At 35.1% G+C, this 24,829-nt stretch carries 24 protein-coding genes and 1 pseudogene; 8 read left to right on the top strand and 17 right to left on the bottom strand.

Annotated elements, in window-relative coordinates:
* Nucleotides 1-5: 5 nt before the first annotated feature.
* The 8 genes from I5168_RS12440 to I5168_RS12405 form a co-directional block, all read right to left on the bottom strand.
* Nucleotides 6-530: a DUF421 domain-containing protein gene (locus I5168_RS12440; protein ID WP_042278205.1), complete on the bottom strand. Its 525-nt coding sequence runs from the start codon at nt 528-530 to the stop codon at nt 6-8.
* 72 nt (nt 531-602) lie between these two features.
* On the bottom strand, nt 603-818 hold the full coding sequence (locus tag I5168_RS12435; RefSeq protein WP_431471982.1) for a hypothetical protein: 216 nt from the start codon (nt 816-818) through the stop codon (nt 603-605).
* A 117-nt stretch (nt 819-935) separates the two neighbouring features.
* Nucleotides 936-1,799: a sigma-70 family RNA polymerase sigma factor gene (locus I5168_RS12430; RefSeq protein WP_042278208.1), complete on the bottom strand. Its 864-nt coding sequence runs from the start codon at nt 1,797-1,799 to the stop codon at nt 936-938.
* A gap of 245 nt (nt 1,800-2,044) precedes the next feature.
* Nucleotides 2,045-2,449 (bottom strand): hypothetical protein, encoded by a 405-nt coding sequence (locus I5168_RS12425; protein ID WP_042278211.1) that lies wholly within the window; start codon nt 2,447-2,449, stop codon nt 2,045-2,047.
* Nucleotides 2,446-2,850, bottom strand: coding sequence for a DoxX family protein (locus I5168_RS12420; RefSeq protein WP_235783961.1), 405 nt, complete (start codon nt 2,848-2,850; stop codon nt 2,446-2,448). The genes I5168_RS12425 and I5168_RS12420 overlap by 4 nt, the downstream gene beginning before the upstream one ends.
* Nucleotides 2,850-3,233, bottom strand: a complete 384-nt coding sequence (locus I5168_RS12415) for a hypothetical protein (RefSeq protein ID WP_060522862.1) — start codon at nt 3,231-3,233, stop codon at nt 2,850-2,852. Before I5168_RS12415 ends, I5168_RS12420 begins: the two co-directional genes overlap by 1 nt.
* Nucleotides 3,234-3,283: 50 nt before the next feature.
* A complete protein-coding gene (locus I5168_RS12410) occupies nt 3,284-4,408 on the bottom strand; it encodes a GNAT family N-acetyltransferase (RefSeq protein WP_431471981.1) in 1,125 nt (374 codons plus the stop codon).
* 4 nt (nt 4,409-4,412) lie between these two features.
* On the bottom strand, nt 4,413-5,396 hold the full coding sequence (locus tag I5168_RS12405) for a transporter (protein ID WP_431471980.1): 984 nt from the start codon (nt 5,394-5,396) through the stop codon (nt 4,413-4,415).
* 87 nt (nt 5,397-5,483) lie between these two features.
* Between I5168_RS12405 and I5168_RS12400 the strand changes: the two are divergent.
* The 4 genes and pseudogenes from I5168_RS12400 to I5168_RS12385 all read left to right on the top strand — a co-directional run.
* Nucleotides 5,484-5,759 (top strand): annotated as a pseudogene (locus I5168_RS12400) (DUF4834 family protein); the annotation flags it as partial.
* A 30-nt stretch (nt 5,760-5,789) separates the two neighbouring features.
* Nucleotides 5,790-8,249 carry a YfhO family protein gene (locus I5168_RS12395; protein WP_431471979.1) on the top strand — a complete coding sequence of 820 codons (2,460 nt, stop codon included), beginning with the start codon at nt 5,790-5,792 and terminating at the stop codon, nt 8,247-8,249.
* Nucleotides 8,249-9,538 carry a glycosyl transferase family 1 gene (locus tag I5168_RS12390; protein WP_431471978.1) on the top strand — a complete coding sequence of 430 codons (1,290 nt, stop codon included), beginning with the start codon at nt 8,249-8,251 and terminating at the stop codon, nt 9,536-9,538. The genes I5168_RS12395 and I5168_RS12390 overlap by 1 nt, the downstream gene beginning before the upstream one ends.
* Nucleotides 9,529-10,992, top strand: coding sequence for a lipopolysaccharide biosynthesis protein (locus I5168_RS12385; protein ID WP_431471977.1), 1,464 nt, complete (start codon nt 9,529-9,531; stop codon nt 10,990-10,992). The genes I5168_RS12390 and I5168_RS12385 overlap by 10 nt, the downstream gene beginning before the upstream one ends.
* Nucleotides 10,993-11,026: 34 nt before the next feature.
* Here the strand turns inward: I5168_RS12385 and I5168_RS12380 are convergent, their stop codons facing one another.
* From I5168_RS12380 to I5168_RS12350, 7 genes are all read right to left on the bottom strand, one after another.
* Entirely contained in the window at nt 11,027-12,253 is a 1,227-nt protein-coding gene (locus tag I5168_RS12380) for a hypothetical protein (RefSeq protein ID WP_431471976.1), read from the bottom strand.
* Nucleotides 12,254-12,373: 120 nt separating this feature from the next.
* Nucleotides 12,374-13,855: a deoxyribodipyrimidine photo-lyase/cryptochrome family protein gene (locus I5168_RS12375; protein WP_431471975.1), complete on the bottom strand. Its 1,482-nt coding sequence runs from the start codon at nt 13,853-13,855 to the stop codon at nt 12,374-12,376.
* Nucleotides 13,856-13,882: 27 nt separating this feature from the next.
* Nucleotides 13,883-15,205 (bottom strand): cryptochrome/photolyase family protein, encoded by a 1,323-nt coding sequence (locus tag I5168_RS12370; RefSeq protein WP_431471974.1) that lies wholly within the window; start codon nt 15,203-15,205, stop codon nt 13,883-13,885.
* Nucleotides 15,205-15,903, bottom strand: coding sequence for an SDR family NAD(P)-dependent oxidoreductase (locus tag I5168_RS12365; protein WP_431471973.1), 699 nt, complete (start codon nt 15,901-15,903; stop codon nt 15,205-15,207). The genes I5168_RS12370 and I5168_RS12365 overlap by 1 nt, the downstream gene beginning before the upstream one ends.
* Nucleotide 15,904: 1 nt before the next feature.
* The gene (locus I5168_RS12360; protein WP_431471972.1) at nt 15,905-16,417 is read right to left on the bottom strand and encodes an SRPBCC family protein; all 513 of its coding nucleotides are present in this window, start codon (nt 16,415-16,417) and stop codon (nt 15,905-15,907) included.
* Nucleotides 16,418-16,498: 81 nt separating this feature from the next.
* On the bottom strand, nt 16,499-17,017 hold the full coding sequence (locus I5168_RS12355) for a hypothetical protein (protein ID WP_042278246.1): 519 nt from the start codon (nt 17,015-17,017) through the stop codon (nt 16,499-16,501).
* Nucleotides 17,018-17,140: 123 nt separating this feature from the next.
* Nucleotides 17,141-18,700, bottom strand: coding sequence for an FMN-binding glutamate synthase family protein (locus tag I5168_RS12350; RefSeq protein WP_431471971.1), 1,560 nt, complete (start codon nt 18,698-18,700; stop codon nt 17,141-17,143).
* A 166-nt stretch (nt 18,701-18,866) separates the two neighbouring features.
* Here I5168_RS12350 and I5168_RS12345 point away from each other — a divergent pair, with 166 nt between their 5' ends.
* From I5168_RS12345 to I5168_RS12335, 3 genes are all read left to right on the top strand, one after another.
* Nucleotides 18,867-19,430: a TetR/AcrR family transcriptional regulator gene (locus I5168_RS12345; protein ID WP_042278250.1), complete on the top strand. Its 564-nt coding sequence runs from the start codon at nt 18,867-18,869 to the stop codon at nt 19,428-19,430.
* A gap of 51 nt (nt 19,431-19,481) precedes the next feature.
* Nucleotides 19,482-20,054: a carboxymuconolactone decarboxylase family protein gene (locus I5168_RS12340; protein WP_105018946.1), complete on the top strand. Its 573-nt coding sequence runs from the start codon at nt 19,482-19,484 to the stop codon at nt 20,052-20,054.
* Between the two features lie 91 nt (nt 20,055-20,145).
* Entirely contained in the window at nt 20,146-20,904 is a 759-nt protein-coding gene (locus I5168_RS12335) for a haloacid dehalogenase type II (protein WP_431471970.1), read from the top strand.
* Between the two features lie 52 nt (nt 20,905-20,956).
* Here I5168_RS12335 and I5168_RS12330 read toward each other — a convergent pair whose 3' ends face one another.
* Nucleotides 20,957-21,556, bottom strand: a complete 600-nt coding sequence (locus tag I5168_RS12330) for an MCP four helix bundle domain-containing protein (RefSeq protein ID WP_042278257.1) — start codon at nt 21,554-21,556, stop codon at nt 20,957-20,959.
* Nucleotides 21,557-21,628: 72 nt separating this feature from the next.
* Nucleotides 21,629-23,104 (bottom strand): helix-turn-helix domain-containing protein, encoded by a 1,476-nt coding sequence (locus I5168_RS12325; RefSeq protein ID WP_431471969.1) that lies wholly within the window; start codon nt 23,102-23,104, stop codon nt 21,629-21,631.
* 116 nt (nt 23,105-23,220) lie between these two features.
* Between I5168_RS12325 and aceB the strand changes: the two genes are divergently transcribed.
* The gene (gene aceB, locus I5168_RS12320) at nt 23,221-24,813 is read left to right on the top strand and encodes a malate synthase A (protein ID WP_431471968.1); all 1,593 of its coding nucleotides are present in this window, start codon (nt 23,221-23,223) and stop codon (nt 24,811-24,813) included.
* Nucleotides 24,814-24,829 lie beyond the last annotated feature (16 nt).

Here is a 24,829-nt window from a genome sequence, read left to right as displayed (position 1 = left end):
GCTCTTTAATTATCCTTGACGCCTTGTAAAATTTTATCGTGCAAGTTTGCATTACTTGCATCATCACAGTGTAATACTGAGATATCTCCTGTTGTTTCCAAAACTACTGCTACTACTTGATCTAGGTGGATAACATTAGCCTCTCTTAATTTTGCTATTAATTGATCTTCATGTACGTGAGCTTTTTTAAGATTGTCATAAAGAATTTCCTTTCCTTTCATTAACAGAATAGGTTGATTTGAAATACTGCTTTTTATTTTGGAATTACGTTTTTGGATTATTGAAACAATTAAAGTAAGTAATAATAAGGCCGCTATTGCTGTAAAGCCTTGAGCAACTGATGTCGATGAGGTTAAAGTAGAAGAAACAATACTACCTATCGCTACTGTGATGGCAAAGTCGTAAGTAGTAAATTTTGCAAATGATCTTAATCCTACAATTCGTGTTATTATAATAATCAAAATGAAGATTGCCACACTACTTACTATAGTTTCCCAAATGGGGTCGTCGCTTGAGTAAATAAAATCCATAAAACTGTCTTTTCTTTAAATGTAGTAGAATTCTGAAAAGGAGATAGACAACTTAAGGTAGAAATAACATTTCTATCTCTTTTTTCGCTGTTCTTCTTCAGTACGAGTCATTAACCAATAAATCACGTAAAAGATATTCAAAACTCCTGCTACAAATGCCCAGAACATACTTCTATTGCGAGTCCAAGAACAAACCACGGCAAGTGAGGTGAATATGGCGGTTCCCATTGAAATTCCAGAAGAGGTAAAGGTTTCTTTAGAATGGTTGAGTATAATCAGAGTATTCATGTTTTTATTTCAAGAAAAGAAATTTTATCAATAGATATTCCTAAAACTAGTTTAAAAATATCTGAAATCAAAAACGCCTCGAGAAATCGAGGCGTTATAATAAAAAGTAGGGACTGATTACCCTAAATATGACTTAAGGATTTTACTTCTTGAGTTTTGTCTTAATCTCTTAATACCTTTTTCTTTAATCTGGCGCACGCGCTCACGAGTTAAGTCAAAAGTTTCACCTATTTCTTCAAGACTCATAGGTTGTTGATTTCCTATACCGAAGTAAAGAGAAATAACATCTGCCTCTTTTTGAGATAAGGTTTCAAGTGCACGCTTAATTTCTAACGTTAACGACTCGTGTAATAATTCCTTATCTGGATTAGGTGACTCACCACTGCGTACAACATCGTAAAGGTTTGATGTTTCTCCTTCTTTAAGCGGAGCATCCATGGATACGTGACGACCAGCGTTTTTAAGAGATTGCTTAACGTCGCTCACTGTCATGTCTAGCTCTTTAGCTAGTTCTTCAGGTGATGGTGGACGCTCGTGCAATTGCTCAAGGTGTGAAAATGCCTTATTAATCTTGTTAATAGAACCGATCTTGTTCAATGGTAGGCGCACGATACGTGACTGCTCTGCTAGTGCTTGTAGAATAGACTGACGGATCCACCATACTGCGTATGATATAAATTTAAATCCACGAGTCTCATCAAATCTTTTTGCAGCCTTTACGAGTCCGGCGTTTCCTTCATTAATTAGATCTGGCAACTTAAGACCTTGATTCTGGTACTGTTTTGCTACAGAAACTACGAATCGTAAGTTTGCTGTAGTCAGTCTTTCTAGGGCTCTTTGATCACCTTTTTTAATGCGCTGAGCTAATTCTACTTCTTCCTCTGCGGTGATAAGATCAATTTTAGAGATGTCTTGTAGATACTTATCCAGCGATTTAGACTCACGGTTTGTAACCTGCTTGGTGATTTTGAGTTGTCTCATGTAGTAATGAAAGATTTATAAGGGTTAAACAACTGACAGCTTTTGTCAGTCTTTAAATAAGTAGCAAAAATCATGCCGTTCACTTACTTGCTGACTAATCTTCAGCCTAGTAATGGTAAGACTTTTACACAATTTAATTAGTCGTAAAACATTCGATTTTATTACACCTCGTGTTTAATTTTTTCACAGAATTATTCGTTAATTATCTACACTTCTATATTTCAAACGATTGAGAAGTGTTATAATTAATTTATTAAATGCATTAAAAGAAAGATTGTAGTCCATAAAACGACTCTTAACCAATTCTTTTTAGTTAGTTTAATACATGTCTCCTTTTTATCTGGATGTAAATCAATTTTCTTGTGTAATGGAACGTAAATAACCATCGTTGTCACCCAAGTAAGGATAACTAGTGCAAAATAGATGGCATTAACAAAAGAAAGATCGTTCCAGGCTAAATAAATGCTTATAATCAATTGAATAATCATCATAGGAGCAACTATAAAGGTTATGTTGCGTGTGTAGATCTCATGCCATTTTGATAAGGATTCATTAGTAAAGTACTTAAAGCTAGGATAAATTAATAATTGAACCATCCAAATAAGTACTACTAATCCAAAATCGATTGCAAGTTGTAAGTTTTCTATCATTTTATAGTTCTTATTTTATAAGCCCAGTAGATTAAAAATGGATGGATAATGACAAGTCTTAACCAACCTATCCAATTAGGTAAACAAAATGATCCCGCACATCCTTCATTTTGAATGAAGTATATATGAGCAGGAATAAATGCTACTAGCATTATAATGGTGATTTGAGAAGCTAGTTTTCGCGACTGCAGCATTGAAGTATTTATACGAGACTGCAAAGGAAGTGGAATCCATATGAGAACTGCTACCAATATTTCTAGTGTTCCTGATATATAATTAATTGCGGATGGGTAGGGTAAGTAAGAAGGAATCACTGTGTGGTATACTTCAGGAAATATAAAATGAAAAACCCCAGCTATTCCATAAAAAATTGAAAATAGATATAGCGACAACTTTTTCATCAGGTTAATTTCCATTTATAATCCGTATGTACCTTTTTGAGTATGAGATAAAATGGTATCCACCAGATAAAGTCATTTGTAATTAAGGTATAAATAAATTCAAAAGGTACTGTGTCTTGTAGATAGTTGAATACGAATCCAACCGGTCCAAAAATTTTACCTAAAAATCCAACGGCGACTATGGGCCAATGTTTCATTGGGTTGTAGCTAGCCCACCAATAACCTAGACCATAAACACCTATCACCATTCCCATTCCTTGCCATACCATGGGATGATTAAGTGGTTGCATTCCTACTAACTCAAAAAAATGATTAGGAAAAAGTACTACCCATGAACCCCAAAGGATATTGTAAATTGCTGCTAATTGTAAGGTAAGCTTCATTGTTTATTCTCTTAGTACGATCTGTTCGGTCAAGCTTACTCATTTGTAAATTATCGCACCAGGTCCTTACGATATAAACGTCTTCTTTTATGCAAAACTGGATCGTAATTCTTCCATAAAGATTGAACAGCAATATTATCTTCTAATTCTGGATTTGTTTCACAAAAGGTGATCCCATTATCCATGAAAGTTTTTGCTACATTTCTGAATATTAATGCAGTTACTCCTTTTCCTTGATATTCAGGATCAATACCAATTAGATAAAATGCGGCACGGTTATTTTTTCGTTTAGCTCTAAGTAAATGTATAAATCCGAATGGTAATAATTTACCTTTGGCTTTCTGTAAAGCTTTAGAAAATGAAGGCATTGTTATAGCAAATGCTACTAATTTGCCATTGCTGTCTACTACACATTTAATAAAATCAGGATTTATAAAAGGCAGGTATTTTTCTTTATATAAATCTATTTGATATTGCTGGATAGGCACATAGGTTACCAATGACGAATAAGTTTTATTCAATAATTCAAACATCTCGTCTACATAGGGTAAAATATCCTTTGTCGATTTAAATTCTAGAGGTTTAAGGCCGTAACGTTGCATGATGATATCAGCAAACTTGTTGAATTTTTCGGGAACTGGATTGGGTGGAGTGAATTTGAATTCGATCCAGTCCGCACTTTTTTTGAATCCTAACGCCTCCATGTGTTTCATGTAGTAAGGATGATTGTACCATGTTATCATGGTGCCTAATTCTTCAAACCCTTCTACCAGCATTCCTGCCTTGTCCATGTTAGAGAAGCCAACAGGCCCTTCTATAAATTCTAGATTTTTTTTGTGGCCAATTTTTTCGACTGCATTTATTAACGCTTTTGTAACTTCAATGTCATCAATCATATCCAGCCAACCATACCTCATTTTAGGTTTTTTCTGATCATTAATCTCAATATAATTAATGATGCCAGCGATACGACCTACAATTTGTCCATTTTTATAAGCAAGAAATAACCAGCAATCAGCGTTCTTGAAAACCTGATTTTTCTCTGGATCAAAGTTTGCCATTTCGTCTTTGACGATTGGTGGTATGTAGTAGGGATTGTTCTTGTATAATTCCAGTTGGAATTGAACGAATTTTTTAATGTCTTTCTTTGAAGAAATCTGTTTAACTTCTATCATATTCTTATCCTCTTCCGTCTGGGTTTTGGTCTTCTTCTAGATTAAGCTTGTTTTCCTTGTTTTTCTTTTTGCGTTTGTTCCCACCTTGTGAACCGGATTGTTTTATCTCAGGATCTTTGTGAAAGTCGATTCTATAGGACATTCCTAAATTTACTTGGAACACGGTAGGTGTATCTTTAAAGTTTACAGTCACACTACTATCGACCTGCCAGTCTTTATTAATCAAGTAAGTAGCACCGCCACGCGCTAGATCGTCACTATAGAAATCTGATTTAAAACCTTGATACTCTCCAAAAAACGCCCATTTGTTGTTGATACTATGTGTCATGGTAATGATCCATTGCCATGAAGGAAAATCAGTTCCTAGACGATCTACTCCAAAATTTGTAACTAAAACCCATCGACCCCAATTGTTTTGGGTGATTAATTCAATTCTGGGAGAGAAGGTAGGGTCCTTGGGTGGAGTAAGTAAATTATTATCGCTCAAATCAATATTGGCGCCAGCATATATAGCTAGTGCAGGAATTAGATCTTTCCAATTCAAACGATTATTGGCATGATAGCTATAAAGATTGATTTTCTTTTCACCAAATACACGTTTAGGATCAAAAAACATATACTTTGCACCCAAAGTACTTCTAGAAAAGTTATTAAAACTGAATTGAGAATTTCCAAATCCGGTTATTTGAGTTTGTTCCACACTAGCGAATCTTCCTATATACGAGAATTCTAGTTCTTCAAAAAAGGCACCGTATCGCAATTGAAAATTTAAACCATAATAGTCACGTTCATAACGTTGAATTACATGTTCTTCAGTACGATAAAATACATTTGCTTCGACTTGCGCTACTCCAGTACCCAAAGCATAAGCACCTTGAGAAAGACCGGGATTATTTGTGTTTATTGTTTCCGTATATTGCGCTTGTGATAGAAAAGGTGTAACAAAAAGCGCCGTAATTATACTTATTCTATAAATAATTGCGTTCATGGATTAATATCTATGAGCCAAATTTAAGATTTATTAAATACTATCTATCTACTGATATTTTATTTTTGATAGAAACATTTCGTTTTAACTCTAATGAAGACCTTTTTAATCATCCTTATGGTCTTAATAGCCTTAAGGATTTTATTTAAGATATTCCGTAAACCTATACTAGCCTGGCTGGGTAAAAAAGCGATGCAACGTTTTCAAAAATCTTTTGAAAAAAGAGCAGGTTTTAACAATCCATATTCCGCTACCAATAAGTCAGAAAACGCATACCAAACACCTGATAAATCATTTAAAAAAGCTCGCTCCAAAGAAAAGAAAAAGGTCGGTGAGTACGTCGACTTTGAGGAAATTGATTAATTTCCCACCATTAACCATATAACCTTCTTCATGAAGCTTGATTTTAAAAAAATCTGGCCGCACTTTATCGCTATCGCGATTTTTTTAATTGCAGCCTTAGCTTACTTCAGTCCTGTTCTAAGCGGTAAAAAATTATACCAAAACGATATTGTTCAATATAAAGGTAATGCCAGTCAGTTACTGGATTATAGAGCACAAGGTGAGGATATTTATTGGACCGATTCCGCTTTTGGTGGTATGCCTACTTATCAGTTAGGAGCAAGATATGATTACGATTTTTTTGATACTATTGATAGGACCATAAGGTTCCTGCCACGTCCGGCAGATTACCTCTTTCTCTACTTAATTTCCTTTTACATTTTAATGCTGGTAATGCGCATACCATGGAAAATAGGGATCATAGGAGCACTCGCATTTGGATTCTCCACCTATCTTATTATAATATTAGGCGTTGGTCACAATGCCAAAGCCCATGCGATAGGCTATTTCCCACTTGTTCTATCAGGAATTTTACTAGTCTTTCAAAAACGCTATTTATGGGGTTTTATGCTCACCGCACTGGCGATGGGACTAGAGTTACAGGCTAACCATCCACAGATGACCTATTACCTAGGGCTTTCAATGGTAATTTTAGGAATTGCTTATTTTATTGATGCAATTAGAAAAGGCTTATTGCTACATTTCTTTAAGAGCACAGGTATACTGGTAGTAGCAGTTTTATTGGCATTTGGTACAAACAGTGCAAATCTCATGGCAACCAGTGAATATTCTAAGGAAAGTACACGTGGACCATCTTCTATTTCTATTAATGCTCAAGGCGAAAGCGTGGAACCACAACAAGCTTTACCTTACGATTATATCACAGAGTACAGTTATGGTTTAAGTGAAAGCTTAAATCTTATCATTCCAAGTTTTGCCGGTGGTGGTAGTGGAACAACGCCAGATGCTGACTCAAGAAGTATGAACTATCTTTTGGGGCAAGGAATACCAGCAAATTATGCCCAAGAGTTTCTTAATACTAATGTAAGTACTTATTGGGGAGCACAGCCTATAGTTGAAGCTCCTGCCTATCTAGGAGTAAGCGTGGTTTTTCTTGCTGTTATAGCTTTATTTCTAATTAAAGGAAGATTGAAATGGTGGACATTAGGGTCTATCCTTTTAGCATTATTACTTTCCTATGGAGATAACTTCTCGTTTTTGACTAAATTCTTTATCCAGTACGTACCATTTTATGATAAATTCAGAGCAGTTACATCCATACAGGTCATTATAGAATTCTTAGTGCCTGTTCTCGCCGCGGTTGGATTATATCATATCTTCAATGACAAGACACTAGCTGTTAAACGTAAAAAAGCATTGCTCTTTGCTACAGCAGGGTTTGGTGGTTTTTTGTTAATACTAATTCTACTTGGCGGTAAACTATTTGATTTTGCTGGTCCATCAGATGGTTATTTTGCTCAAAATGAACAACTAGGAACCTTATTTGTAGAAGCCCTTAGAAAAGATAGACTTAATATGATGCGAGCTGATGCTATCAAAGCACTTGTAAGTATTTTGATAATTGCTGCTATAATTTACACGGCACTCGAGAAAAAAGTTACAGAAAAGGTTGCTTTGATCGTTTGTGCATTGGTGATACTAATTGACTTAGTAAGTTTTGACTTACAATATGTGAATGAAGAGGACTATGTCTCTGCAAGAGAATATGATAACGCATTACCTTACACACAAGCTGATGCTCAAATACAACAAGATCAAGGGCATTTTAAGGTATATGATTTACTGATGAGCCCTTTGACTAGTGCTCGCGCATCAAAATTTCATAAAGCTTTGGGTGGTTATCACGGCGCTAAACCTAGAAGATTTTATGATTTGCACAGGTTTTATTTTGAAGATGAAAATACGAGACCTATTGGAGTAACCGCGCAAAACATTCAATTGTTGAGTATGCTAAATGCTAGGTACGTGATCGATCAAGACAGTACAGGAGTATTGGCCCAGCGCAATCCATTAAATTTAGGTCCTGCTTGGTTTGTAAAGGATTTAAAAGTAGTTGAAAATCAAAATGAAGAAATACTACAGCTTAAAAATCTGGATGGAGATAATCACGCCTACATCACTAAAGACCAATATGAAAAGTTAGGCAGTCCTATTATAAAATTAGACTCTGCCGCTACCGTTAAATTGACTTCATATCATCCAGAGAAATTAACCTATACTACTCAATCCAATGAAGATGGTGTAGTGCTGTTTTCAGAAATGTATTATCCGCATGGATGGCAAGCAACTGTTGATGGTAAAACAGTTCCTATAGTTAGAGCTAACTATGCTCTACGAGCCATTGCTGTTCCTGCAGGAAAACATGAAGTAACAATGAAATTTGAACCTGAAGTTGTTGCAACAGGAACTAAAATTATGCTGGCAAGTAATGCGCTACTATTACTGTTATTTATTGGTGGATTGTTTTATGAATTTCGCAAGAGTAAATAATGAATAATTCCTTAATTCTGGTTACGTATTACTGGCCACCTGCTGGTGGTCCAGGAGTGCAGCGCTGGCTTAAATTCATAAAATATCTATCGCATTACAACTATGATATAACTGTTGTCATACCTGAGAATCCAGATTATCCTGTAGTTGATTCTTCATTGAATAGCGATGTTCCAGAAAACATATCTATTATAAAAGTTCCAATAGCGGAACCTAGTAAGTGGTTGGGTAAGCTTTCGCGAAAGCGTACTAAAAAATTACAACGTGGCATACTTGATAAGCAACCATCCTGGAAGGAAAAAATCGCTTTGTTTATAAGAGGTAATTTCTTTATACCAGACGCAAGAATTGGTTGGAAGAATCGCGTGGTCAAGGAACTAAAAGATAGAGTCAATAATTCCAGCATTATCATTACAACCGGACCGCCGCACTCTGTTCATTTGGTTGGATTAGAACTCAAGAGGATGTTGTCACAGTTGAAGTGGATAGCAGATTTTAGGGACCCATGGACCACGATAGGTTATCACAAATCACTACAACTTACCCGTATCGCAAAACGTAAACACGAATCCTTAGAACAAAAAGTACTGGATGCTTGTGATCATTTGTTAGTCACTAGTGAACATACTAAACAAGAGTTTGCAACGAAAACTCACACACCTATACGAGTAATTACCAATGGATTTGATAGGGCTGTAAACTCAATGACTAAGCAGCCGCCTGGTGTATTTACAATGTCTCATATAGGGACCTTGCTTTCTGATCGTAATCCACATGTGTTATGGCAAGTTCTATTAGAATTGACTCAAGAAAACGAGTTGTTTAAATCTCATTTCAAGCTAGTACTTGCAGGAAATGTAAGTGATGAAATATTAAAAAGTATTAGGGATTATAACCTGAATCCTTATCTCGAAAATCATGGTTATGTTAAGCATGATGTGGCATACAGCCTAATGAAGGCAACTCAGTTACTATTACTTATTGAAATAGATTCTAAGGACACACAAGCCATAGTACCTGGTAAGTTATTTGAATACTTGGCTAGTAGAAGACCTATAATTGCCCTTGGACCTTCTAATGCCGAAATTAAAACTAGGGTAGAGAAGGCAAAAGCTGGTTCTTTTTTCACCTATGATGCTAAACAAGATCTTAAAAACTATATTCTTTCCAGATTCAATGATTATTTAGAAAATAAGAATATTGGGATTGATGCAACTGATATCGAGCAGTTCCATCGTAAGAATCTTACGCATAGTTTGAATCAATTGGTAAATGAGGTATGGGAATAGTAATTAAACATAGCGCGTGGAATTTTGGCATCACAGGAGCTGGTTTTTTGCTAGGAGCTGTTAATGTATTATTGCTAGCCACTACTTATTTAGATGACGAATATTATGGATTATGGGGTTATGTGTTATCCATGGCATTCCTGCTATTTCCACTTATGTCTTTTGGGATTCACAACACAATCGTAAAAAACTTTGCTCATTTTAAAACTAAAAAGGAGAAAGATACTTTTCTTACACAAATGCTCTTCTGGCCATTATTAATAATTATACCTTTCTTTGTTTTGCTATACTTTAATCAAGACCAAGCAAGGCTTTTCATTTCTAGAGAAAATCAGATAACGGGTGATTTTCTTTGGACGATTCCTTTAATAGCTGTTTTTCAAGGTTACTTCGAAATTTTTTATGCTTGGTCCAAAGTACATATGAAGACAATAGGTGGCAATTTCCTTAAAGAAGTTTTTTATAGGTTGTCTGCTACAGTAATGCTTATTCTTGTAGCAACCCAAATCATTACGCAAGTTCAATTTATCTATAGTCTAGTTCTTATTTATGCTTTGAGAGCTTTTCTCATGAAGATTGTGGCTTATAGAATTTATTACCCAAAATGGCGTTGGGGAAAATTACTAGCTACTAAGGAACTAATTACTTATTCCTTATTTATGATTATAGCTGGATCGGTAGGGACGGCCATGCTAGATTTAGATAAAGGAATGCTCAATCAATTTAATGAAATTGAGAATATTGCCTATTATAACGTTGCAATTTTTATAGCTGCGGTTATAGCAGTGCCTGCTCGAGGAATGGCGCAAGTTTTACATCCACTAGTTGCTAGTTATTATGCTGCTAACAATACCACAGATTTAGAGAAATTATATAAACGTAGTTCTCTTAACTTAAGCATCGTATCTGGTTTTTTGCTTTTAATAATTGTTTGTAATGTAAATGAGTTTTACAAACTACTGGAACCTGAATTTAGCATTGCGATACCGGTAGTGTACTTGATAAGTTTGGTTAAATTTTCTGAATCACTTTTAGGAAGTAATAATGCTATATTATACAATACTAATCTATATAGAGTGACACTTTGGATGGGTTTGTGTTTGGTACTAGTCGCCATAGGTTTAAACATTTGGCTTATTCCCATTTATGGATTGGTAGGTGCTGCCATTGCAACATGTGTTGCCTACTTGAGTTATTCTCTTGCAAAAGTCCTTTACGTTTATCACAGACTTTACATTCATCCCTGGACGCCACAAACCTGGAAATCACTACTGATAGTGATTGTTGGGGTACTTCTATTTGTGTTTTGGGATTTTAGTTTAAATGTATATCTCAACATAGCACTTAAAAGCATTTTAATCACAGCTTATTACATACTAGCTATTTTAAAAGGTAAGGTGAGCTATGAACTTACTGGTTTATACCAAAAGTATAGAATAAAAAAAACTGCCTGATTGCTCAGGCAGTTACAACTTCACTATTTTTTATTTAAGATCTGCCGCCACTACGAGATCTAGAAGAACTAGTATTATTTGATCTTTTTGATCTACTGGAGTTAGTGCTCTTTGCTCTCGAGTTTCCTCTTGTGCTTCTTGCACTAGTTGGTCTACTAGATCTGTTAGAACTTGTTGCTCTAGTGGATCTATTAGATCTTGCAGGAGCTACTCGATTAGTTCGTGTACTTCTAGAGTTTGCGATTCGTTCGTTGGACCTGTTTGATCCTGAATTATTCGTGATTCTGGCAGTTCTATTTGATCTAGATTCTACTCTGGAATTTCTATTAGTTGTACCTAAGGTTGTATTTCTTGAGCTACGAGTTGATCGTGTTGCTCTTTCATTAGACCTACTAGAACTACGTCCTGTAATGGCAGTATTTCTATTATTATTTGAACTACGAGTAGCATTACTGCGTCGTGTTGATGAGGTGGCAGTACGATTTACGGTTGTTCTTCCTCTTGAAATTGCAGCTCTTTCGTTACGACCTCGGTTGTTTGAAGCTATTGCGCGACCACGAGAATCTCTACGACCTCTTTCAAAGCTTCTTAATCGTACACGATCGTTAGGTCTATAAAAGTTACGTCTCACATTATTACGTACAAAGCAACCGTTATAATAATTAGGGCTTCTCCAGTAAGTACGGTGGTAGTTCCAAGAAAATCTAATAGGATTATAATACAATCTGTAAGGATTGTTCCATACAATACATCTATCAACTATTGGAATAGCATAAAACCTGTGCCATGGCCTATAAACATAAACGCGATTAAAAGGATTAATAAAGCCAGCTGTTCTTACAATAACTCCTGGACGATTATAGAATACAGATAAGCTTCCTACACGGTTTACCCATCCATTACGGTAATTTATAAATACATCGCCTGCCTGTATAATTCTACCATAGCCATCATAATAAATAGGAACACTTTCTACTTGTATTACCGCTCCGTAATTATCATATTGTACATAACGGTCATAATCATAACCCGTATTAAAGGATATATTAATATTAGACGTGTTTATACTGACGCTAGATTGAGGACCGTATTCTAAAAAATTGAAGTCAAATTGTCCATCTGGGAACACAGCAAATTCAATGCCTCCTTCAACAAAAATAATTCTATCATCAAAGTTGTAACTACGATGATCTTCTAGTTTTTCGGCTTGGCTTACACCTGATCCTACTAATAATAGTAGTAAAGTAATGAGCTTGTTCATAGTTGTAAGTTTAGATGTAGGACTTCATTGTCAACTACAATTAAGTAATATCAACCAGCGTGCCAAAATAACCTTACGGCCTTGCTAGGGCACTTGATTAAGTTGTTATTGCGTTGAAATCTAGTTGCTTGTATTTAATCCTTCATCGCCATTCCACACCTTACGATTTGGATTGGTATGTTTTTTTATAATTTTTTGTGAATCCAAATTGGATGCGATAGAGTTTTTGATGCCATAAAGGATATCACTTGCACGCTTTCGCGAAAGCTTATCATCAACAATCGGTTTTGGATAAGATTCACCTAGTTTAAATTCATAAAAAGCCTCGTCCATGGAAGTCATTTTCCAAGGTTCATGGATAAATCCAATAGGTAAATTTTTCAATTCTGGAACCCATTTTTTAATAAAGGTTGCATTTGGATCATGGTCTAAACTGTTCTTGATAGGATTGTAGATTCTAATAATATTGACGCCTGTTACTCCTGCTTGCATTTGTAATTGAGGAAAATGAATTCCAGGTTCAAAATCTAAAAAATGTTGGGCGAGATGTGGGCTCGCATTTTGCCAAGGTTGCCATAGATGAAAAACAAAAAAACTGGTAAGCATGGCTCGCAGTCTAAAATTGATAAATCCCGTATCTATAAGACATCTCATGGCAGCATCTACCAGTGGATAGCCTGTTTGACCAGTTTTCCATGCCTTTACTAATCTTTCATCTGTTTTCTTACCCAAATTTCTATAAGCGGGATGAAGACTGCGCCATTGCATTTGAAATTCCATTTCAAATTTCTGGATGAAGTGAGCCTGCCATCTTAATCTTGAAAGAAATGAGTTAAGATTACGTAAGTCCTTAATACTATTTTTTTTACTTGCGGCAGTTTGAACTACCATACGCATACTTAGGTTACCCCAAGCTATGTATGGACTTAACCTACTACTGTGTAATCTGCTGGTCAATGGTTTTGAATAGTTTTTATTGTAGCCTGTTATACGATCGTCTAAAAAGGAATTAAAATATTTCAAACCGGTGGTCGTTCCACCTTTTTGAATATTAGCACATTCCTTATAGGTTAAACTGAAAGTATTGAAATGGTTGCTCAATTGGGAAACACTGTCTTTATGTACTACCATAGAATTATTAAATACAGAATGTTGTAAATCATCATTCATGTATTCAATCCATTGATCTTTCCAGGTTTTTCTATTTGATATACCTCTTATTACTCCATTAGAGATAGATTCATTCCACCGAATACCTTTATCTTTTAATAATTTACCTACTTGTATATCTCGCTCATATGTACTGTAAATTCCAGTTTCTTGATGTGAGTAAACGGTGGTAATATTAAATAAACTAGATAGCTTATTAAAAGTTAAACTAGCATCATCTTTAATACATAATATCCTAGTATTATAGTTATAAAGGGTACGGTTTAAATCTTCAAGACTTTGTTTTATAAAAGTAAAATGACGTTCACTGTAATGAACGTCATTCAATATTATTGGTTCCAAAATATACAGCAGTAGGGTAGGGACATCTTCTTGAAGTGCAATTTTTAAAGGCAGATGATCTTGTAAACGAAGATCCCGCTTAAACCACACGATATTAATCTTATCAAGCTTCAATTGTTAGGATACAGCTTCTTTATAGGTTTTAAGACAACGTTCTCTAGCTTCTTTGTGATCTACCATCATGTCTGGATATTTATCAGTATCGTGTTCAGGTACCCATTCATTGATATACTCTTGTTGTTTATCAAATTTATCCTTTTGTGTTATTGGATTGAATATTCTAAAGTAAGGAGCAGCATCTACACCGCTACCAGCAGCCCATTGCCAATTACCTACATTTGAACTCATTTCATAATCCAATAATTTTTCGGCAAAATAGGTCTCGCCCCAGCGCCAGTCTATTAATAGATGTTTACACAAGAAACTTGCCACAAGCATGCGAACTCTATTATGCATATATCCAGTAGCATTAAGTTCTCTCATTCCTGCGTCAACTAATTTATATCCTGTTTGACCGTTTTTCCATTTTTCAAATTCATCTTCATTATTGCGCCATTCGATACGGTCGTACTTTGATTTGAACGCTTCGTCTTTAGTATGTGGAAAATGATACAAAATTTGCATGAAGAACTCTCTCCAAATAAGCTCTGATAAAAATGTTTTGTTCTCTACATGATCTGCATTTGCTACCATTTTTCTCACACTCACCATTCCAAATCTTAAATAAGGACCTAACCTAGATGTACCGTAGTGCTTAGCAGGGAAATTACGAGTAGATTCATATTCAGATAATACTTTTTTAGTCACTCTATAGTCGGTAACATCGATACTAGATTTTTTAAATCCCATATCTGCCAGGCTCACATTAGGTAATCTACTATGCTCGATACAGTTTTTTAAATAATATCCAGTGTTGTATGTGGTGATGTCTTTACCTTGTCCTACGTCTTTTCTAAATTGTTCTAACCATTTGTTTTTATATGGAGTGTAAACCACATAGGGATCACCATCTGCTTTAACCACTTCATCCTTTTCATATATAACTTGATCCTTGAACGTGTTAAATTCAATATTTTTATTACTCAGGAGCTTTTGAACTTTTTCATCACGCTCTTTGGCATAGGGTTCGTAATCGCGGTTAGTATAAACAGCATTGACATCAAAATCCTTCAGCAATTCATTCCAAGCACTTTCCGGATCATCGTATAAAATTGCTATCGAGCTACCATGCTTTTCTTGAAGCTCATCACGCATACCTTGTAAATGTTCAAAAATGAAAGTCACTCTGGCATCGTCTTCAGGTAATTTATTAAGAATGTTTTTGTCAAAAATAAAGATGGGTAAAACGGGTAGATCGCCCTTCAAAGCCTCAGTAAAACCAGCGTTGTCATCTAGTCTTAAATCCCTGCGAAACCAAAATACATTTACCTTACGAGACATTAATTACCTAAATTTAAAGTGGATTTTCCGCCGTCAACTCCAATTACTTGACCTGTGATCCAACCATTATTTTGTTCTAGTAAAAATTTAGTTATACTGGCAATATCATCAGCAGTTCCTACTCTTTTCAATGGATGTAAATCACCCATTTTCTCTTTTTTTGCATCGTTATTTAATAACCTGCCAGCAAGTGGTGTGTCAACGAGAGATGGTGCTACGACATTAACTCTTACAGTTGGAGCATATTCTGCAGCAAGAGCTTTAGCATATCCTTCTATAGCGCCTTTTGCGGCAGCTACACTTGTGTGAAAAGGCATTCCTGTTCCTACTGCAACGGTTGAAAAGTAAACAATACTGCTGTTACCATCTTTAGTTAATAGTGGAAGAACGGTTCTCGTAACTTTAAGAAGTGAAAAGAAATTTATATTCATATCATCTTCAAAATGTTCTTGTTTAAGCATTTTAAATGGCTTAAGGTTGATACTGCCGGGACAATACACAAACCCGTCTAGACTTTCTGGTAATTGACTTACATCAAGCTCGTCTGTAGTAGCATCAAATGGTATATGTGTGACATCGTCTGGTAAATTCTCATTTTCTCTAGATGCTACAAATAGATTATGGTCTTGATGCATGTGTTGTACAATGGCATTTCCTATTCCATGGCTTCCGCCTATTAATAATATATTTTTTGACATGTTAATTTAATATTTGATGTTTACTTACGGATTTGTTCTCAGGAGCGGTTGTTTCTTTGAAGGAACCAAAATGGTTAATGAGTGCGCTTTCGCGAAAGCGGAATATCTCTTCAAGCTTTTTCTTTACCAATGGAGCTCCTAATTTTCCTAAAATTCCCAATGGTAATCGGTAATGTATAAGATCCTCCATCAAAGTACCACCTGGTATTTCTTTAATGAAATGTACATGGTGCCAGGTAGCATATGGACCATACATTTGTTCATCAACAAAAAATTTTTTGAGTTCTACTTGAGTAATGTGTGTAACCCAATTAGTTCTATAGAAAGGAAGTGGTTTTACTGAATACTCTATAAGCTGCCCAGGATACATACCGCGATCAGTCCCGTATAGAACTTTCATTTGTAATTCTGGTGGAGTGAGTAACTTTAAATTATTGGCATCGGTAAGGAATTCCCATGTCTCATCTAAAGTTATCGGTAGTTTTTGTGTAGCGTGATGCTGATATAATTTCAAAACATTTGTTTAAGTTATAAAATTAATACTTAAACAAAAATAGTTTTGAAAAAGGTTGTTAAATTTTAAAGTTGATCTTGATCAGAATAGATTGCTTACTTCTTCTCTCACAAAACTTAGCGCTGTAGAACTAGGAGATCGTTTGTCCATAAGATCGTTGAGTAACGCACTACGCAACTCTGCCGCCGATGAATTTTTTTCTTTGAGAGCTACTTGTCTTATTTGTTGAATGGTTGTGTTTTTTGCAGCCCTTATGATATTCCAGCATTCTTCACTCACATAAATTTGCATAGCAATATTGTGTTCAAATTCTTGCTCAATGGTATTAACCAGTAACTGCTCGTAATCACTTTTTGATAGATTACCAGGTTTTGTTCGTACAACGATATTGGCTGGTTTAATACGTTCTAGAAAAAGAGTCATTCTTTCATAGGCACTCATGCGAGTAGGTAATGTTTTTCCTTGCGACTCTCTAACGGTTAAAAACCTGCGACGGCGTTCTTCATTTTTCATAAATGAAGCGATAGATATGTATGCTACAAATCCTACTATGGCAGCTGGTAATAAAGATAAAAAGACCTGTGGAAGAATGTTGTCCATTGAAGTTGTTTTAGTTTTAATATAGTTCAGGCGAATTTAAAATAAATAACGCACTTGTAGTCCAGTAATTGTATTCTATTAACCAGATATCTTTATCAAAATTAATTTGATCAAGAACCTATTTTAAAGTATTAATTTGCCTCCTAAATAGGGACAATTTTCCATTTTTGATAAACCGATATAATCTACTGGAGTCTTTCTGTATCTGTAGGTGTGTTCTAAAGTTTGTGTGAGATTCATATCACCCAATGAAATATCAACATCTTCCATGTTAAATTGACAAGGATGCTCATATCCTGAAGCATGGGTAATTTCTAGTAGTTCTTTATTAAACTTAGTAAAGTAACTTGCCAGTCGATCTGCCTTTTCAGGAACCACTATCCCACGTTGTAACCATTTGTTTTGAGTTGCTATTCCTGTAGGACAGGTGTTGTTATGACATGCCTGTGCTTGTATACATCCTATTGCAATCATCGCTTCACGTGCTACGTTAATCACATCGGCACCCATTGAGAATGCCATAGCTGCTTTTGCCGGAAATCCTAATTTACCACTTGCAATAAAGACGATGTCATTTGCCATGCCTCGTTTATTAAAGACTTGATATAGATCTGCAAATCCATGCACCCATGGAAGTGAAACATGATCTGCAAAACTAGGAGGCGCCGCTCCAGTACCACCTTCACCGCCATCTACAGTTATAAAATCGGGTCCTTTTCCTGTAGCTTGCATGATGTCTGCAAGTTGTTCCCATTGAGCAAGCTTACCGATGGCTGCTTTTATACCAACTGGTAGTCCTGTTTCTCGAGCGATATCCTCAACAAATTCAATTAAACCTTCAATACCGTCAAAGGCACTGTGAGTAGGCGGAGATAATACATCTTTACCCATAGGTACATTACGTATCTCACTTATTTCCTTACTTATTTTTGATCCAGGAAGCACACCGCCTTTTCCAGGTTTGGCTCCTTGTGATAGCTTGACCTCGATTGCACGTATTTGTGGGTTGTCTGCGACTAATTTTTTCATGTGTTCCATGGAAAAATTACCTTCCTTATCACGTACACCGAAATATCCAGTTCCAAAATGGAAGACTACATCGGCTCCTCTTTTATGATAGGGAGAAAGGCCACCTTCACCAGTGTTGTGATATGCATTAACTTTTTTTGCACCTTGATTCATGGCGTCAACTGCTTTGGCGCTAAGAGATCCATAACTCATGGCACTAATGTTTATAACACTTGCTGGTCTATATGGTCTTTTTCTATTTTTTGAAGCACCTATGACCTTAGCACAAGGAACGAATTCTGGTTTGCGTTTGGAAATATGATCCTCTTCAACTTTAAAAGGCATCATTGCATTATTAACGAATATGTATTGATGAGAGTGTATATCTCGATCAGTACCGAATCCTTCATAGTTGTTTTCGTTTTTTGCACTAGCATAAATCCAACCTCTTTCAATTCGATTAAAGGGTAGTTCTTCTCTATTATTTGCCACTATGTACTGCCTTAATTCTGGACCTATACTTTCTAGCCAGTAGCGTATGTGACCTACCACCGGAAAATTACGTAGTATAATATGCTTGCGATTGAATAAATCGTAAAGCGCTACTAGGATAATAAATACAACTAGGTACCAATACCACGCTAATTCAGATAAAAAATTAATTACATTTTCCATATTGAAGTATTAAAGGCCTAAAAGTACAATGATTACTATAAAATAAACATGCAAAACTTGGAGCTTGTGATATTCTAAGGTTATATAGTGCTCATAGATTAAAGTAACGTTAATTTGTATGCTGTTTCTAAACGATTGTTTAGTTTTGTATTCAACTTTGTTTAAAATGCCAAGAATTAAAGAATATAACGAAAGTGATGTGCTAGAGAAGGCGATGAATCTTTTTTGGCGTAATGGTTTTGAAACTACCTCGATGCATATGCTGGAGAAGGAAATGGGAATCAATAAATTTTCCATTTATTCAAGCTTTGGCAGTAAACAAGGTCTTTTGTTAGCCAGTATTAAATGTTATCAAGAACAATTGAACAGCTTGTTAATTGAAATAGAAAAAGGAAAGAATGGAAAGCAAGCGATTAAAAATTACTTCTATAAATTCCTTTCATTTTCACAAAGAGGTAACAACAAAAATGGTTGTTTGATTACCAATACAAAAAACGAATTAGGAGATAAGGCTGCTCCAGAAATAAAGAATGCTTTGGTAAACTTTACCTTAGGAGTGAAAGACATTTTTGCCAATGCGTTAAGTAAGGATAGTTCAAGAACAGTCGAAACAATTAATCAACAATCAGATTATTTATTGATTGCTATGTTTGGTTTGTCCAGTGCCTCAAGAGTTTTTGATAGAGATCAATTAGAAAATTACATCGAACAAATATTTAATTCAATATAATTTTTTTTAATCTATAACTAACCGATTAGTTAGTTATAAAAATTGCAAATTATGAATACAAGTCAAAAATCAGAAATCTTAGAAATTCACACAATCGAAAGTGCTCCAGAGAAGAGTAAGGCTCTTCTTGAAAAGTCGCAAAAAGCTTATGGATACGTTCCAAATTTACATGGCGTACTAGCTGAATCACCTAATCTTTTAGAAGCATATCAAAATCTACATGAACTTTTTGCTTCATCATCATTCAATGATGAAGAGTTAACTGTGGTATGGCAAACGATCAATGTAGAACATGAATGTCATTACTGTGTTCCAGCTCATACAGCAATAGCAAAAGCAATGAAAGTTGATGATGAAATCATTGAAGCCCTACGTAATGAATCTGAATTGCCATCTGCTAAATTGGAAACTTTACGCGATACAACTCTTGCAATTGTAAGAAACAGAGGTTTTATAGATGAAAAAACCTTACAAGATTTTTATGCAGCAGGATATAATCAAAAGAACTTACTGGATATAATCTTAGGTTTATCCCAAAAAGTGATTAGTAATTATACTAATCACATTGCAGAAACCAAGCTAGATGAAGGTTTTGCAAAATTTGATTGGAAAAAAAATAAGTAAGCCTATTTTAAGTAGGTACACATTGTTGTGTGCCTACTTAAATTTTATCTAGATTATGACTAACAGAAGAAACTTTATTAAAAATTTGAGTATGATAGGAGCATCATCAATGATGCTACCTAACTTGATAAACTCAGCCCCAAACTGGAATCCTATGAAAACCGAAAATTTAGAACGACCTAAGGTGTTGTTTTTTGATGTTAATGAAACATTACTGGATTTGACACAAATGAAAACGCAGGTTGGTAAAGCTTTAAATGGAAGAGACGATCTTTTGTTCTTATGGTTCACTACAATGTTACAATACTCCTTAGTAACAACAGCGAGTGGTCAGTATGAACATTTTGGTTACATAGGCGCTGCAGCCTTACAAATGGTAGCAAAAAATAATGGGATTGATATTACCGAATCTCAAGCGCGTGAAGTAATAGTTGAAGCTTTAAGAGGTTTACCTGCACATCCTGATGTAAAAAATGCTTTAGCAGATTTAAAAAATGATGGTTACAAATTAGTATCATTTACTAATTCCTCGAACGCAGGAGTTAAAAAACAATTTGAAAGCGCTGGACTCACTGATTTCTTTGACGAAAAGTTAAGTGTAGAAGATATTGGAAAATTTAAACCATTCAGAGAGACGTATGAATGGGGAGCGAGGAAGATGGGAATAAAGTCAAATGAGGCGATGATAATTGCAGCTCATGGATGGGATGTTGCTGGCGCACTTTGGGCTGGATGGCGTGCTGCATTCATTAGTAGACCTGGGAAACAGATTTTTCCTTTAGCACCAAAAACAGAAATTAATGAAACAGATCTTCAAAAAGTTGCTGATATCCTAGTTACTTATAAATAAATAATTTTGTCCTTTCATATAATTCGATTTTATATGGAAGGCCAAAATTTCATCACTCCGTTTTTTTAGGATTATACATTACAATTAGTTGTATCACAATAGCAAGGACAACTAGAATACAAATTTCTAATTGAGTAAAAAATTCGACAGTGTCTAGAGCTTTTCTGCTTATTGACATTTGTTTTCCACCTTCGTCCAACTGTACTTTAGACAAATCACTTAAATTAGATTTAAGATTATCAATTTTTGCTAGAATCTCATTCTTATTTAAGAGATTAATGGAGGTATTCTTGTTTTCTAGAGTCATTAAATCTGCCAGGTTGCTTTTTAAATTTTTATAAATTTTGGATTCTTTTTTGGTGAGCTTCGTTTCATCGTACCTAGCAAGTAAAGACTCTATATGTTGGTTTACTCTAGAGTTTTGATTTTTGTAAAACAAACTATCCCTTAAAACGATAGCAACCTCTTTTTCATGTATGGATTGCTGCAATTCAAAAATCAAATCGCTTGCTATTATTCTATCTTCATAAATAGTAACCACCGAATCACGAACACGTGTAAAGTTGTTCTTATCAATTAGATTGGTTGCGATGATTAAAACGAAAACAATAAGTATACCTAGAATCCACTTTAATTTGTTGTATAAAGACATAATAACATTATTCTTAGTTAGCAAGTTTAAAAGTAAATATACTAAATTGAGTACTTTAAATGGATATTAAAATCATTCAAATTCGTGCATTAATTCTCTAACAAGATTTGCCACTTGATTGTGTTTTTCTTGTTTAATAAGATGTTTCGGTGGTGACTTTCGTACGTCGCAATCTGTGATACTACAACGTTCACAAGTTACACCTACTTTATAGGAGTTTAAAGAAGGGTCTTTAATAAATTTGATTTTTCTTTCTAGACTTTTATCTATAAACATACCTATTGTGATACTACGGTAATGACCATCCTTAAAAGGATCTTTGGTGGCCGACGATAGAATTAAGTATTTCACATTTGGTTCTGGAAACTCTGAAATTTGAATATCCATTTCATGTTCCTTATTTGATGAGGTAATTTTTTTAAAAACTTTTATGGAAGCCCACCTTCTACAATAGTGTTCATCTGTTTCATTGGCCCTAGGAGAATGTTGATGAGCAAGGTGAAGTTCTTTTTTAAGCCAATAATCATCTGTACCTACTTGATGCGTATGTCTAAGAAAAAATAAATTTTTAATTCCGAAAGATGCTGGTAAAATATTCGTTAGCCTTTGGTAAAAGGATTCAGGAGATGCGTTAAAACTATTTATGAGTTGTAAAAAGGCAGATTTATCAAAAGTGTCCTTTTCAAATATTGCTTTTAGCTTGATATCAAGAATTTGCTTACTTAAAATAAGAGCACCTGCTACATAGGACGCGTAAAAATTATTTAAAACAGGATCAAAAGAATCAAAACTAAGCCATGGGAACGTATTGACACGCTGTTCAATTTTAAGATGTTGGTAGGCTAACTCCTTTGCATATATGAAAGTGCGTTGGGATTCATCCACCTCATGATGTACAAGTAGTGTTTTGCTTTTTGGTACAAAAACAGATCTTAAGTTTTCTAAACCATGTTGATGTCCTAACGCCTCTGCATTAATCTTATAATGATACTCTTCGATTAAAATTTCTTTTAAATCTTCTGATTTGATCGACGAAGACAAATTTATTTGAAACCTATTTGCTATTGCTGTTGCTTCATCCTCAAGATGTTTAAAATAGTTATAATTGGCCTCTTGGTAGGATCTCAATGAAGCTAAGTAAAAACTCTCTTTGCTAAAATTATAATGTTGGGCTATTTCAATGATTGTGCTTATAAAAGCACTTACCTTATCAGGAGCGTTGGAAACGAGTTCTATAAGGTGTCGCTCCTTAATTCCAAAAAGTTCCAAAGGAATTTCCTTAAATACATTAGACTCTAATAATCGACCTATAGGTGCAAGTTTTTTATCTAACTTAAGAGATACTAGTTGATCATAAGGAACTTCTAATTTTTCGGCAAGCAGCACAATTTTATCCGGTTTAGGGTACTTTTTACCGTTTTCTATCTCATTTAAATAAGATTTTGAAAGTCCGCTCAATTTAGATAATCCATAAAGAGATAAATCCTTATCATTCCTTATTTGACGTAGCTTAAGCCCAAAAATCAATTTGATATAATCTTCCTTCATATTTCAAAAATAATCATTTTGAGAATAAGATGATAATAGAAAATATTCATATTTAGCGAACGTTCGCTTGTTTTATAAAATTCTTTGATATAGTTTTGGAATCAAATCTACAAGACATGACAAATTTAATAGCTCAAGCTCCGGCAGTATCTTTTGATCCTCAGGTTACTAATCATTATAATGATGTTTTAACCGATGAAGCTTTAGATTTCTTATCGGTGCTTCATCACCGATTCAATGAAAGACGTATAGAACTGCTTGATAAAAGAAAAGCCACACAGGAATATTTTAATAAAGGTAATTTTCCATCCTTTCCTCAGGAAACTTCCCACATTAGAAATTCTGACTGGAGAGCAGGAACTATTCCCAGTGATTTAAGAGATAGACGTGTGGAGATTACAGGTCCTGTGGATAGAAAAATGATTATAAATGCTCTTAATTCTGGAGCGCGCACTTTTATGGCAGATCTAGAGGACAGTAATTCTCCTACATGGGACAACAACATGCAAGGACAACAAAATCTTAGGGATGCCAATCAAAGGACTATTTCATACACACATCCTAAAACTGGTAAATCTTATAACCTCAATGAATGTCCCGCAGTTCTTCTTGTACGTCCGCGTGGACTGCACCTAGAGGAGCGTCATTTGATGTTTGGAGATCAGATTTCATCTGGTAGTCTTATTGATTTTGGCCTATACGTTTTTCACAATACGCAAGTGCTTTTGAAAAAGGGTAGTGCACCTTATTTCTATTTACCTAAACTTGAGCATTATGAAGAGGCTACATGGTGGAATGATGTGTTCGCTTTCGCGGAAGCGTACCTAGAAGTACCACTTGGAACTTTTAAAGCTACAGTGTTGGTAGAGACTATTACGGCGAGCTTTCAATTAGATGAAATTATTTACGAATTACGTGATCATATAGTAGGATTGAATTGTGGTCGATGGGATTATATTTTTTCATATATCAAAAAATTTAGAAATCATAAAGACTTTATAGTTCCAGATCGCGATCAGGTTACCATGACATCTCCATTAATGGATGCCTATTCAAAATTAGTTATTCAAAGATGTCATAAACGAGGTATTCTAGCTATCGGTGGTATGGCTGCTCAAATTCCTATTAAGAATGATGACGAGGCAAATGCAGCTGCACTAGAAAAGGTGCGTAAGGATAAGGAACGCGAGGTTAAAAACGGTCATGATGGTACCTGGGTTGCACATCCTGCGCTAGTACAAATAGCAATGGATGAGTTTGATAAGCACATGCCTAAGGAAAATCAATTAGATCGCCTACTTAAAGACCTTACGGTAAATGAAGCAGACTTAGTTGAGTTGCCTAAAGGATCAGTAACAGAAAAAGGAGTGCGTAAAAACATTAATGTAGGTATTCTATATACTGAGGCATGGTTGAGAGGTCACGGTGCAGTAGCACTTTATAATCTAATGGAAGATGCTGCAACTGCCGAAATTTCAAGGACACAATTGTGGCAATGGCTGAAAAATGAAGTTCGATTAGATGATCATCGTGTTTTAAATAAAACCTTGTATGCCGAGCTTTTTAATGATGAGGTAAATAAGCTCAAAGAGATATTCAGTAAAATACCGAATAACCGGTTAGATAAAGCAATCGAAATTTATACACAGCTGGTGGAGAATCCAGATTTTGAGGAGTTCTTGACTTTACCAGCATATCAATTTATATAAAAAAATCCTGCGATTG

The organism is Nonlabens sp. SCSIO 43208, from assembly GCF_050703575.1.
Lineage (GTDB): Bacteria > Bacteroidota > Bacteroidia > Flavobacteriales > Flavobacteriaceae > Nonlabens > Nonlabens tegetincola.
This window is presented reverse-complemented; position numbering and strand designations above follow the sequence as displayed.